Annotated in this window: 13 protein-coding genes and 1 tRNA gene; 4 read left to right on the top strand and 10 right to left on the bottom strand. The window is 62.7% G+C overall.

Annotation, left to right across the window (positions count from 1 at the left end; genetic code table 11):
- Position 1: 1 nt before the first annotated feature.
- Positions 2-913 (bottom strand): sulfate adenylyltransferase subunit CysD, encoded by a 912-nt coding sequence (cysD, locus tag IC608_RS02755; protein ID WP_191772492.1) that lies wholly within the window; start codon positions 911-913, stop codon positions 2-4.
- A gap of 288 nt (positions 914-1201) precedes the next feature.
- On the opposite strand from cysD, the gene IC608_RS02750 reads away from it, so the two are divergent.
- Positions 1202-1277 (top strand) — tRNA-Thr (locus IC608_RS02750).
- Between the two features lie 79 nt (positions 1278-1356).
- On the top strand, positions 1357-2118 hold the full coding sequence (locus tag IC608_RS02745; RefSeq protein WP_191772491.1) for an NAD kinase: 762 nt from the start codon (positions 1357-1359) through the stop codon (positions 2116-2118).
- Between the two features lie 3 nt (positions 2119-2121).
- Here the strand turns inward: IC608_RS02745 and IC608_RS02740 are convergent, their stop codons facing one another.
- The 4 genes from IC608_RS02740 to IC608_RS02725 form a co-directional block, all read right to left on the bottom strand.
- Complete coding sequence (locus IC608_RS02740) at positions 2122-3324, bottom strand: DUF2336 domain-containing protein (RefSeq protein WP_191772490.1); 1203 nt, start codon at positions 3322-3324, stop codon at positions 2122-2124.
- Between the two features lie 104 nt (positions 3325-3428).
- Positions 3429-3572 carry a hypothetical protein gene (locus IC608_RS02735; RefSeq protein ID WP_191772489.1) on the bottom strand — a complete coding sequence of 48 codons (144 nt, stop codon included), beginning with the start codon at positions 3570-3572 and terminating at the stop codon, positions 3429-3431.
- Between the two features lie 94 nt (positions 3573-3666).
- The gene (locus IC608_RS02730; protein WP_191772488.1) at positions 3667-4470 is read right to left on the bottom strand and encodes a transglycosylase SLT domain-containing protein; all 804 of its coding nucleotides are present in this window, start codon (positions 4468-4470) and stop codon (positions 3667-3669) included.
- Positions 4471-4533: 63 nt separating this feature from the next.
- Entirely contained in the window at positions 4534-5124 is a 591-nt protein-coding gene (locus IC608_RS02725) for a nitroreductase family protein (protein ID WP_191772487.1), read from the bottom strand.
- Between the two features lie 171 nt (positions 5125-5295).
- On the opposite strand from IC608_RS02725, the gene IC608_RS02720 reads away from it, so the two are divergent.
- Both IC608_RS02720 and IC608_RS02715 read left to right on the top strand, forming a co-directional pair.
- Positions 5296-6252: a hypothetical protein gene (locus IC608_RS02720; RefSeq protein ID WP_191772486.1), complete on the top strand. Its 957-nt coding sequence runs from the start codon at positions 5296-5298 to the stop codon at positions 6250-6252.
- Between the two features lie 106 nt (positions 6253-6358).
- Positions 6359-8164 (top strand): hypothetical protein, encoded by a 1806-nt coding sequence (locus IC608_RS02715; protein ID WP_191772485.1) that lies wholly within the window; start codon positions 6359-6361, stop codon positions 8162-8164.
- Positions 8165-8192: 28 nt separating this feature from the next.
- On the opposite strand, the gene arfB is transcribed toward IC608_RS02715, so the two are convergent.
- From arfB to IC608_RS02690, 5 genes are all read right to left on the bottom strand, one after another.
- Positions 8193-8624 carry an alternative ribosome rescue aminoacyl-tRNA hydrolase ArfB gene (gene arfB, locus IC608_RS02710; protein ID WP_191772484.1) on the bottom strand — a complete coding sequence of 144 codons (432 nt, stop codon included), beginning with the start codon at positions 8622-8624 and terminating at the stop codon, positions 8193-8195.
- Between the two features lie 14 nt (positions 8625-8638).
- Positions 8639-8863, bottom strand: coding sequence for a hypothetical protein (locus IC608_RS02705; RefSeq protein ID WP_191772483.1), 225 nt, complete (start codon positions 8861-8863; stop codon positions 8639-8641).
- Positions 8863-10863, bottom strand: coding sequence for a threonine--tRNA ligase (thrS, locus tag IC608_RS02700; RefSeq protein ID WP_191772482.1), 2001 nt, complete (start codon positions 10861-10863; stop codon positions 8863-8865). Before thrS ends, IC608_RS02705 begins: the two co-directional genes overlap by 1 nt.
- Positions 10864-11023: 160 nt before the next feature.
- Positions 11024-11335: a membrane protein insertion efficiency factor YidD gene (gene yidD / locus IC608_RS02695; protein ID WP_191772481.1), complete on the bottom strand. Its 312-nt coding sequence runs from the start codon at positions 11333-11335 to the stop codon at positions 11024-11026.
- The gene (locus IC608_RS02690; RefSeq protein ID WP_191772480.1) at positions 11335-11787 is read right to left on the bottom strand and encodes an iron-sulfur cluster assembly scaffold protein; all 453 of its coding nucleotides are present in this window, start codon (positions 11785-11787) and stop codon (positions 11335-11337) included. Before IC608_RS02690 ends, yidD begins: the two co-directional genes overlap by 1 nt.
- Positions 11788-11921 lie beyond the last annotated feature (134 nt).

Below are 11921 nucleotides of genomic sequence, written 5' to 3'. Positions count from 1 at the left end.
ATTAGAAATACCCTTCCTGCTTTTTCTTTTCCATCGACCCAACCGAGTCGCTGTCGATCAGGCGGCCTTCGCGCTCGGACGTTCGGCTGGCCTGCATTTCCATGATGATCGAGGGAAGATCGGCGGCAGTTGAGCGGATGGCACCGGTCAACGGATAGCAGCCCAGTGTCCGGAACCGCACCGTTTCCATCCGCGGCGTTTCCCCAGGGGCCAGCGGCAGCCGCTCATCGTCCACCATGATCAGCGTGCCGGACCGCTCCACCACCGGCCGCGGCTTGGCGAAGTAGAGCGGCACGATGGGAATGTCCTCGGCGTAGATGTAGGTCCACACATCGAGTTCAGTCCAGTTCGAGATCGGGAAGACACGCATGCTCTCGCCCGGATGGAGCCGCGTGTTGAACACCCGCCACAGTTCGGGACGCTGGTTCTTCGGGTCCCAGGCATGGCTGGCATTGCGGTGTGAAAAGACGCGCTCCTTGGCCCGGCTTTTTTCCTCGTCCCGCCGCGCACCGCCAACGGCGGCATCGTACCGCCCCGCGTTGAGCGCCTGACGCAGCGCCTGGGTCTTCATGATGTCCGTGTAGCGCGAAGACCCGTGGTCGAAAGGGTTGATCCCGTCACGTAGCCCTTCGGGATTGGTATGCGAGATGAGTTCGAAGCCGTACTCCTCCGCTGTCCGATCGCGGAAAGCGATCATCTCCCTGAACTTGAAAGTGGTGTTCACGTGCAGCAGTGGAAACGGGATCTTGCCGGGGTAAAAGGCCTTCCGCGCGAGATGCAGCAGGACGCTCGAATCCTTGCCGATGGAGTACATCATCACCGGCCGCTCGAAGCTGGCGGCGACCTCGCGCAGGATTTCGATGCTCTCGGCCTCGAGGGCCTGAAGATGGCTCAAACGCTGCCCGTCCACCATGCGCCGTTCCTGTGCAAACTGTTCCCACCGATGGGGGTCTAAGTACCGCGCGACATTCCCTCATCACAAGCTTGAAACAGGTGGAAACCCTGACAGAACAAGGCGTTGCAGCAAGTTCATCCACGTCACTGGCAGCTCACGCCAAACCCCTCTCCCGCTGTCCCGACCGGCGCATTCCCAATGCGCAATCCCGAGCCGACGCGCAAAAAAAGTTTCGGCACTCGCCGCCCCGTCCGACGACAACAGCAGTTGTGTTGGGCCCTCACTCAATGATAAACGGCTCCCCATGCCGGTATAGCTCAGTTGGTAGAGCACCTGATTTGTAATCAGGGGGTCGCGGGTTCGAACCCTGCTGCCGGCACCATCCCCTCAAAACGCACCCGCCATCTGGCCTGTCTTATCCTGGCATGCTAGGTGAGCCCGGTTCGGGGGGCTGGTGTCGCATGCTCAAGGTCCATTTCGTCACCAACCAGACCGCCGGCGCCGAGGCCGCGGCCAGACGCCTCCACGAGCGCTATGGGCAAGCCCGGATCGAGGACGCTGATGTCGTCGTTGCGCTCGGCGGCGATGGGCTGATGCTGCAGACGCTGCACGCGGTGATGGAACTGGGCATACCAGTCTACGGCATGAACTTCGGCTCCGTGGGGTTCATGATGAACGGCTTTGCCGAGGACGACCTCCTGCAAAAGCTCGAGGCGGCGCAACGCACGCGCATCTTTCCGCTCTCCATGAGCGTCCGCGATGCATCCGGCGCCACGCGCACAGCCCTTGCCATCAATGAGGTGTCGCTCTTCCGCTCTACCCACCAGGCCGCAAAGATCCGGATTTCGGTGGATGGCGAAGTGCGCCTCGACGAACTGATCTGCGACGGCATCCTACTCTCCACCCCGGCGGGTTCAACGGCGTACAACCTGTCTGCACACGGCCCGATCCTGCCGATCGAAGCGCCGCTTCTGGCCCTGACACCGATCTCACCGTTCCGGCCGCGACGCTGGCGCGGCGCCATCTTGTCCAATCGCGCCGTGGTGACCTTTGCGATGCAGGAGCCGGACAAGCGTCCCGTCAGTGCGGTGGCTGACAACGTGGAATACCAGAACGTGCAGGAGGTGACGGTGCGCGAGGATAGATCGCACGGCGTCACGCTCATGTTCGACCCCGGCACCAGCCTTGAAGAACGGGTCCTGAGCGAGCAGTTCAAGTTTTAAGGGTCAGGCCGCCGGAAGATGCAGGCGCTCGTCTTCTTGACGGGGCAAGCTCAAGACCCCGACCGCCGTTTCGGCGAACGCTGCCATAACGCCGCGCGCTGCCTTGCGGGCCAGCGCAATGTTCTGCTCTCCGAGATAAGCGAAGGCTTCTTCCAGGTCTGTGGGAATATCCCCCTCGTACTCCGCGATGAGGTCTTCCGTCAGCGCCGTGACAACAAAATGCCGTGCCGCCACATCGTCGGCCAGGTCGGCCGAACGCGCGTGCATGATGAGCCGCACGAAAAGGCCACAGAGGGCGGCCGACAAGCCGCATCGGCCAAAGAGGGCTCGCAACGCAGGGCGGCTACCGCTTTCCAGAATGGAGTAGGTCTTCGTCTGCGAAACGCCCGCCAGTTCTGCGACGCACGCCGCAAAGAACATCACGTGTCCGGTTACCATGGCATGCAGCAGAAGCCGCGTGTTGAGTCGCTCCGCGCCAACCAACTGCTCCACGTAGCCTTGCGCCTTGCGACACACCTCGCCTTCGCCGATGGCGGAGATCGCGGTGTCATTGCCGTCGCGCAGGATGCTGTTGAGCCGTTCCGCGGCAAGCGCACCGCTGACCATGCGGCACCCCCTCAAGGCATCTGTCGCGTGCTTCACCAGAAGCAAGCGCGCATGTCCCCCTAGATCCTTTCGGGCCAACAGGGCCCCGCGGAAGGCGGCATCCTGTCCATGCCTGTTGGCGAGCGTATCCAACAGATCCGGGTCGATTTCGACGTCGCTGCGGCGAAGCAGGCCGAGACTGATGCCGTCCTCTGCCCGATCGATCAATGCCCGGGCCAGCCGCCTGCTGATCTTGTCGCGCTGAGCAATCGCAAATAGGGTCTCGACATCGGCCGTGTGCACCATGCCGACCAGGTCGGCATCCACCAGCACGGGTGAATACTGGAGCACTGCACGTGCGATGACGCCACTATCATGCATCAGCGCCAGCAGGATCGGCCGCGGCGCCCGTTCTGCATGCAGCAGCCCATAAGCCAGCGCCGCGCGAACCTTGACCGACGGATCGTCGAGGAACGACACCAGGGCTGCATAGAGTGCCGCGTGCTCATCGGCGGGGCCATCGAAGCCGAGATAGGCCAGAGCTGCCAGATGCGCAGCATGGCCACGCTCGTCGCTGTCGCTCGATTGGCTGAGCCGCGCAAACTCCTGATAGCCGATCATCCTACTCTCCGCACTCCAGCGGAGATCACTCTAGGGACCAGAGTTTAAGGAACGGTTCACCATAATGAAGGGCTTGGGGTCTCGCCCATAGGGCGCCCTTGGCGTTATCGAAGGATAGCGCTGAAGACGAGGTGGGTGACCTGCCAGAGGCTGGCCACGGCGATCCATGACGTGAGCGCCAGTCCGCCGATGATTAGCCCGCGCGGAAGCGCCGTGGCCCCATGTGACCGATAACCGAGATCGCGCATGATCATCCCTCCGGACGAGTACTGACGCCCGATTAGGCGCCCCAAATGTTAACGCACCTCAAAAAATCACGCAGACAATTGCAGTCAGTTCGAATCACTGTCCGTACAGCTGGGTAAAGAATGCCGCACTTCCAGGAGCCTCGTCAGCCGGCTTCTCTGGCTCGGTCTTGAAAAGGCCGGTAAAGGACATGTTTTCTTGCGAAAAGCGCGACGGAAGAGGCGGCTCGGCAGGTTTGGCAGGAGTGCCTCCCTGCCCCGCCATCTGCTGCGCCACGAATGCCGGACCGGTCTCCGATCCGTGCTTGGCCACAAGAACGCGGTACACCTCGCGAATGGTCCGCGCCCCCGTGTCGGAGTAGAAAATGGAAGGGTTCGCCTCGGCCTGCTTGGGGAATAGCGCGGCGGCAATCTGGTCGGGGTTCTGCAGACCGGCATTGAACAGACGCTCCGCGCCCTGCGGCCCCAGAAAGTGCGCGATATAGAGTTCGCCTGCGCTGGGCATCCTGCCGAACCTGGCTTTGAGGTAGTCTCCATTGGCCCTTGTGAAGGCAGCGGCCATGTCCGCGGCTATCTTGGGATCTTCACGCAGCGCCAGGATTTGGGCTCGTTTCGCCGGGTCCTGCACTACATAATCGCCGCTGCGGCTTCGCGTGATCTGACCGGCATAGTCCCCGTAGCCGAGAGCCGGCCCCTGCTCTTTGAGGGTCTGTAGCCAGGTGCCCTCGAGGAACTGGAAGAGGCCAACAGCCGATGACGTGCTGGCTTTGGCCGTGGGATTGAGGCTGCTTTCGCGCATCGCGGTCTGCAACAGGTAGGAAAAGTCCACACCATTCCGGTCGCCTGCCGATGACAGGACGTAGGCCAGGCTTTGCGGAATGGAGATGGGCTGAACACCCATTTGGCGACCACAGCGGCTGAATCAGATGCCTCTGGTTTTCACCCGCCAATGATTAAGACAGCGTTAACCATTTTCCGGCGGCGTCCACGTACTCACGACACTCTCCAGATCCGGACGGGGACGGTCGGGAATAATGGCGGTGGGCGTGCCGATGTGCACGAAGCCGACGAACTGCTCTTCCGGCCGGGCACCAAGCATGGCGGCGGCCTCGGTGTCGAAGGTGAACCAGCGCGTCACCCAATCCGCAGCGAAGCCGAGCGCATTGGCTGCATGAACGATGTTGAAGGCGACGTTACCGGCGGACAGGACCTGCTCGAACTCGGGGATCTTGGGATGCGGTCGTGCGGTGGAGATGACGCCGATGGTCAGGGGCGCCGGAAGAAACCGCTGCCGCTCCTGCTCAAGGCTCTGCTCGTCAATGGCAGGGTTGCGCTTACGCACGATCGCGGCCAGTCGATCCCCCACGTCCTGGCGCGCATCGCCCGCATAGATCACGAGCCGCCAGGGAGACAGTTTGCCGTGGTCCGGCACCCGTGTGGCAATGGTAAGCAGGGTGCGCAACTGCTCGGCATCGGGGCCCGGCTCCTTAAGAAAGGCGAGACCCACCGATCGGCGGGTCAGGAGATAGTCGCGCAAGGCGTCGTTAGCGAGCATTGTATTCTCCACGATGAGTTGCGGGTTTAGCCTGCACTGCCGCAAGGGGGAAGGCGCATGAGGAGAAAATCGAAGGCCAGCGGTTTTCATATTCCACGCAGTGTGACACAGCTTTTCCTAACTCGGCCCCTATCCCGACGGGAATCGAGTGACGTGCGGCGCGGAGTTGGAATGATACGCGGATCGGCAATGGCGCTTCTTGCGCTGATGGTGCTCGTTGTGGGCAATTTGGCACCTTTGCTGCCTTCATACTCGCAGGAAAGCAGCGAAATCCCGCCGCTGCCGCGCCCTCGGCCGGATCGCGACGCCGGCGCGACCTCCGGCGCCGGGACTGCGGCAACAGATGCAATCGATACCGCCACAAGCGCACCGCAACCCGTTACGCTCAAGGCGCGCATTACCCACGAGGGAGACCCGGTTACGGACGGATTGGTGTGGCGCGTTTTCGAGGCGACTCCCGACGCCAGCGGCGAGGTCGCCCTGGTCGCGAAATCCGAGGATGGAACGGGCAAGTTCCAGCTGCCACCCGGGCCCTACATGGTGCATGTCGCCTACGGACGCGCACAGGTCAGTCAGGAACTCAATGTCGTTCCGGGACCGAACGATGTGACGATTGACCTGGAGGCTGGCGCCCTGAGGCTGAATTCCATGGTGACGGGAGACATCCCGATCTCTCCCACCGAATTGCACTTCGACATCATGACCGCGGGGTCGGAATCCTCGCGCCAGATGGTCGCCGAGAACCTCGCACCCAACGAAATCGTAACCCTGACCGCTGGGACCTACCATATCATCTCTCGGTTCGGGGACGTGAACGCCTCGGTCAAGGCCGACCTGCGCGTCGAGCCAGGGGAGATCACGGACGCCACGCTCTATCAGCGCGCCAGCGAACTCTCGTTCAAACTGGTTTCCGAGGAAGGCGGCGAGGCGATCGCCGACGTGGAATGGACGGTCAAGACCGACGATGGCACGACCATCTTTACCGACCGGGGCGCCTTTCCGACGACCGTCCTGGCAGAAGGCGACTACCTCGTGCTGGCCAAGCTCGGAGACCGCGTCTACAACCGCGAAATTCAGGTTCAGCCCGGCAGCCCGCGCGAGGTCGAGGTCCTGACAACCGTCTATTAGCCGCCCCCAAATCCCATACTCACACCATTGTGTGTCGCCCTGCTTGGAGATAGCTTCTGCAGGCTCGGGAGGCCTCGCACTTGGCCCGAGACTGGGAGACCGATGAATGACGACGACGACCACCTTTGGCCGCCGCGGCCTCGCCGCCCTGGCCGCCGCATTTCTTGTCAGTGTGGCCTTGCCGGCCGATCCCGCTCTTGCTGCCAAGGTGAAGGATAAATCCGGCTCCCATGCAACGCAGCAGCAGGCCCCGGACGTGTCGGTGGAGGTGGCCATCCCGACAATCGATGCTGTCGATTCCAGCATGGACGAGGCGGCCCTTGCAGACATCTTGAAGGGCAACATCGCGGGTCACGCCGAGGCTCTGGCGGCCCTCGATGCCACCAGTATCACGGTCCCCAGCATCGTGCTCAGCGTGCGTGCGGTGACGGATGGAGAGGCCGAGGACACAACCGTCACCTTTTCCGATCTGGTCCTCAGCGATGTGGCGAACGGAGTAGCGGGCTCCTTCAGCCTCGGCGGCGTTGCGCTCGACAGCAAGGACGCGACGCTGAGCTACGGCACGCTGGCCGCATCCGATCTCAACATTGGCGGGCTCCTGGGCTTCTACGGCTTGGTGGCCGCCGCCGAACCAGGTGGTGGACTACAGACGATCTACACCGATTTCACTGCCGATGGCGGGACGGTCGAGGCGGAAGACGTCAGCTGCACGATCGGTGGAGTATCGGTAGGCGAATTCAAGGCGCGTCCGCTCAAGAACTCGCTTCTCGATATGATCGTGCTGGCGCAGACCCTGGAGGAAACGCAGGACACGCCGGATCCGGTGCTGGTCGGCAAGCTCCTGCGTATGTACGCGGATCTTTTTACGGCCTTCGAGAGCAGCGAGGCCAATTTCGATGGGTTCTCGTGTGACGGGACAGACGAGGAAGACCGTCCTATCGTCGTCGCCGTCGACAGCATGACCGTTAACGGCATGACGCCCGGCACCTATCCGGGCATCTCTGTGGACGGGGTCGACATCTCGGTGGGGGATGAGGACACGATTGCCCTCGACAATTTCACCTTCAAACCCATGGATCTGACGTCCGTGATCGCCACGCTGGAAGGCGCGCCGGATGCGGTGGATCAGGCCTGGCTGGACGCCAATGCGCGTGGCCTCATCCCCGGTATGGAAGGGCTTTCGCTCTCTGGCCTGAATATTGACGTGCCCGACCCCGAGGCCCCGGGCACGCGCATCAAGGCTAGTGTGGGCGCCTTCGACCTCACCCTTGGTGATTATCGCAACGGCATCCCTACCACGGTCGATACCTCCGCCGCCAACATCGTGGCCGACCTGCCGGCCGATACCGAGGACGAACAGCTCAAGCAGTTGATCGCGCTGGGCGTGACCAGCATTGACGCCGGCTTCCGGATCGCGGCCTCCTGGGACGAAGCCGCCCAGGCCATCGATCTCGAGGAAGTGTCCGTCACCGGCGCCGACCTCGCCACCGTCGTTCTCGCAGGCAAGATCACCAACGCCACCGAAGACCTCTTCGCCACCGATCCCGACACGGCGCTGATGGCCAGCATGGGCCTGGCGGTCAAGTCGCTCAACCTCGACGTCACCGACGAGGGTCTGTCCGACATCATCCTCAAGGCCGTCGCGGCCGAACAGGGCAGCGATCCCGCCGCCATGCGGCCCGTCTTCGCGGGCCTCGCCGAGGGCACCGTCGTCGGAATGATGGCGGGGGCTGCCGATGCCGCCAAGCTCGGCAAGGCCGTCAACAGCTTCGTCAGCGGCGCGGCCAGGACGCTCAACATCTCCATCGAGGCCAAGGAGGACCCCGGTATCGGCGTGGCCGATTTCATGGCGGCCGAAGAGGATCCGACCCTGCTCCTGGGCAAGGTCACCATCGACGCCACCGCCAAATAGGCAAAAGGGGCCGCTTCGGCGGCCCCTCCTAGTCTTCCCCGCCCGGCGTCGAGCGCATGCGCTTGATGCCGCTGCGGCGGACCTTGGCGTCAACCCGTCGCTTCTTGGAGGCGAGCGTTGGGCGCGTTGCCACGCGCGGCTTGGGCGCATAGGCCCCGTCGCGCAGCAGCGCAACCAGCCGCGCCAGCGCCTCGGTCCGGTTCAGCGGCTGGTCACGATGCGAATTGGCGGTGAGCACGATCACCCCATCCTTGGTCATCCGGCTGCCCGCCAGCGCCATCACCCGCCGCTTCATCGGCTCGGGAATATTGGGAGAGTTGAGCAGGTCGAACCGCAGCTGCACCGCGCTCGCTACCTTGTTGACGTTCTGCCCGCCCGGCCCCGAGGCGCGAACGAAGCTCTCCTCGATCTCGCTCGGATCGATTGAGACGGTACGGGTGATCACGATCGGCTCGGCCATGTCACCGCCTCTGCTTAGCGCTTGGAGCGGCCGGCGAACCACACTTCCTCGTCGTGGATCACCCGGCCCTTTTCGGTCGTGCGATATTTGCCCGGCCCGGCTTCTTCGATCCATTTCTTCCTGAGCATGCCGGCGAAGACTTTCTCGCCGACATCCTTGAAGTCATCCGGGCCAAGCTCATTGGCTTCGCCCAGATGATAAAGCGCCTTCATTTCGCGGTTGGACGGACGGAGCGGCATCAGGCGACCTTTTGCTGCGCCTTGTCCTTGAGGTCCGGCGGCGTCGCCTCGGCCATCAGGGACACCAGCGCGTCCATGAACGGCTGCACCTTCTGCCCCTCGGTTCCGAGCCGGCGCACCGACACGGTGCCCTCCTCGGCCTCGCGCTTGCCGACCACGAACATCAGCGGCACCTTCTGCACCGAGTGCTCGCGCACCTTGTAGTTGATCTTCTCGTTGCGTGCGTCAATCTCGGCGCGGATGCCCGCCTGGCGCAGCTGCCGCACCAGCTTCTCGGCATACTCGTCCGCTTCCGAAACGATGGTCGCCACCACCACCTGGGTCGGCGCCAGCCACATCGGCATCTTGCCCGCATAGTTCTCGATCAGGATGCCGATGAACCGCTCCAGCGAGCCGAGGATCGCCCGGTGCAACATCACCGCATATTTGCGGCTGCCATCCTCGGCGACATAGGTGGCATCGAGCCGCTCGGGCAGCACATAGTCGAGCTGCAGCGTTCCCACCTGCCAGGAGCGCCCGATGGCGTCGCGCAGATGGAACTCGAGCTTGGGGGCATAGAACGCGCCCTCGCCTTCGGCGATCTCGAAGTCATAGCCGGTTGCGCGCAAGGCATCGCCCAGCGCCTTCTCGGCCGCATCCCAACGCTCGATGGTGCCACCGAACTTCTCCGGCCGGGTCGCGAGCTTGATGACCACGTTCTCGAAGCCCATGTGCCCATAGACTGAATAGAGCAGATGCACGAAGTGCTCCGTTTCGCTCTGGATCTGGTCCTCGCGGCAGAAGATATGCGCGTCGTCCTGCGTCATCTGCCGCACGCGCATCAGCCCGTGCAGGGCCCCATGCGCTTCATTACGGTGGCAACAACCAAATTCCGCCATCCGAAGAGGCAGATCACGGTAACTCTTGATGCCCTGGTTGAAGATTTGCACGTGCGCAGGGCAGTTCATCGGCTTGAGCGCCAGGAGGTCACCGACCGCATCCACCTCGAAGATCGGCTGATCGTCTTCGGTGTTGGGCACCTGGTCGGGCACCACGAACATGTTCTCGCGATATTTGCCCCAGTGGCCCGACTGCTCCCAGAACTTGGCATGCATCAGTTGCGGGGTCTTCACCTCGACATAGCCCGATGCGTTGAGCCGCCGCCGGATATAGGCCTCCATCTGGTTGTAGATGACAAAGCCGCGCGGATGCCAGAACACCGAGCCCTGCGCCTCTTCCTGGAAATGGAACAGGTCGAGGTCGCGCCCAAGCTTGCGATGGTCGCGCTTTTCCGCCTCTTCGATCATCGTGAGGTAAGCGTCGAGCTGGTCCTTGCTTGGAAAAGCCGTGCCATAGATGCGTGACAACACCTGCCGGTTGCTGTCCCCACGCCAATAGGCGCCCGCCACCTTCGTCAGCTTGAACGCCTGCCCCACATCCTTGACGGTCCGCATGTGGGGACCGCGGCAGAGATCCTTCCACTGACCCTGGGCGTACATCTTGATCGACTGGTCCGCAGGGATGGCATCGACCAGCTCAACCTTGAACGCCTCGCCCTTGGTCTCGAACCAGTTCTTTGCCTGGTCGCGCGACCAGACCTCCTTGCTGAAGGCAGCCCCGCGGTCGATGATCTCGCTCATCTTCTTCTCGATCACCGGCAACTCTTCCTCGGTGAAGGGGCCGGCCGGGCGATAGAAATCGTAGTAGAAGCCGTTCTCGATCACCGGCCCGATGGTCACCTGCGTATCGGGCCACAGCTCCTGCACCGCTTCGGCAAGCACGTGCGCGGCATCATGGCGGATCAGATCGACAACATCCTTCGAGCCGCTGTCGCGCGTCACGAACTCGATCCTGCCGTCCGCATCAAGAGAGTCGGAGAGGTCGGAAAGCACGCCATTCCAGCGCATCGCGACTGTCTTCTTGGCCAGCGACTTGGAGATGCCTTCCACGATGTCGGTGCCGGTGGTGCCGCGCGGAAAATCGCGAGCAGCACCATCGGGGAACGTCACCTTGATCGACATTGGAAGTCTCCAGAAATTGGGTTGTACTTGCGGTGCCTCACCGCAAGGCGGCCTGAATAGCACGGTTTGATCGTCCTGCCAGCCCTTGAAGGCCTCGGCTTTTCAACGACGGACCGCGAAACTCCCAGCGCTTGTGGGTGCCAGCCTCTGACAAGCGAAACTATCGCCAGCGCCCATACCGCCACGGCGCAAACCACCTTCCCGCACCCGGCAAGACCTCAGGCACGGGGTCATATCCATGTGTCCCGCCCGGTCGGCAGCGCCAGAACCGCGCCAACCCCATCCAGCCGCCGGGCCAGAACCCGAACTTCCAGATCGCGCTCGTCGTGAACTCCGAGCAAGTGGGCAGATGTCGGCATGTCCGACCCACAAAGGCAGACAGCGTGTAGCGATAGACGGTGATGAGAAACACCGCCACGAGCTTGAACGGCAGGTCGACAACTTGCCAGATCGACGCGCTGATTCTTCGCATCAGTCCTGCGCCACAACCTTCTGATCAGAGTCAATCTTTTCCAGCGCCGCCGCAATGGCGTCGAACACCAGAAGGGTCGACGTGTGGCGCGCGGGATAATGCCGAACGGGCTCCAGGTATTTCAGGTCCTCCCACTTGCCCGTGGGCGGAGCCCCATCGCCTTTGAGCATGGCGTGCATTGTCTGCCGCACCGCGGCAAATTCTCTGACCGGGGTGCCGACGATCTCGCGGGCCACGACTGCCGCGGATGTCTGGCCAAGTGCACAGGCAGATACGGCGTGTCCGTACTGAGTAATCATGCCTTGTTCGACGACCAGATCGACCTCGATCACCGATCCGCAAATCCGCGACACTTTTCGCGCTGTTGCCGTCGGTGTGGCGAGCCGCGCCGGCTGGCGAGCATTGCCTGCCAGATCGAGGATTTTTTCAGAATAGAGATCGCTAAGCTCCATCGCCCGGGCAACTCTGTTTCTTGTTCCTGCCGTTTCGGCCTTCTATATAGGGCGTTGTCGCTCCATTGTCAGGGACGACGGGCGACCAAGATCCAAATCCCGCAGCGTTACGTTCAAGGGTCGGTCGCCACGCA

The organism is Devosia oryzisoli (assembly GCF_014837245.1).
Taxonomy (GTDB): domain Bacteria; phylum Pseudomonadota; class Alphaproteobacteria; order Rhizobiales; family Devosiaceae; genus Devosia; species Devosia oryzisoli.
The sequence above is the reverse complement of the archived record's forward strand: the minus strand, read 5'-3'. Positions and strand labels throughout refer to the sequence as shown.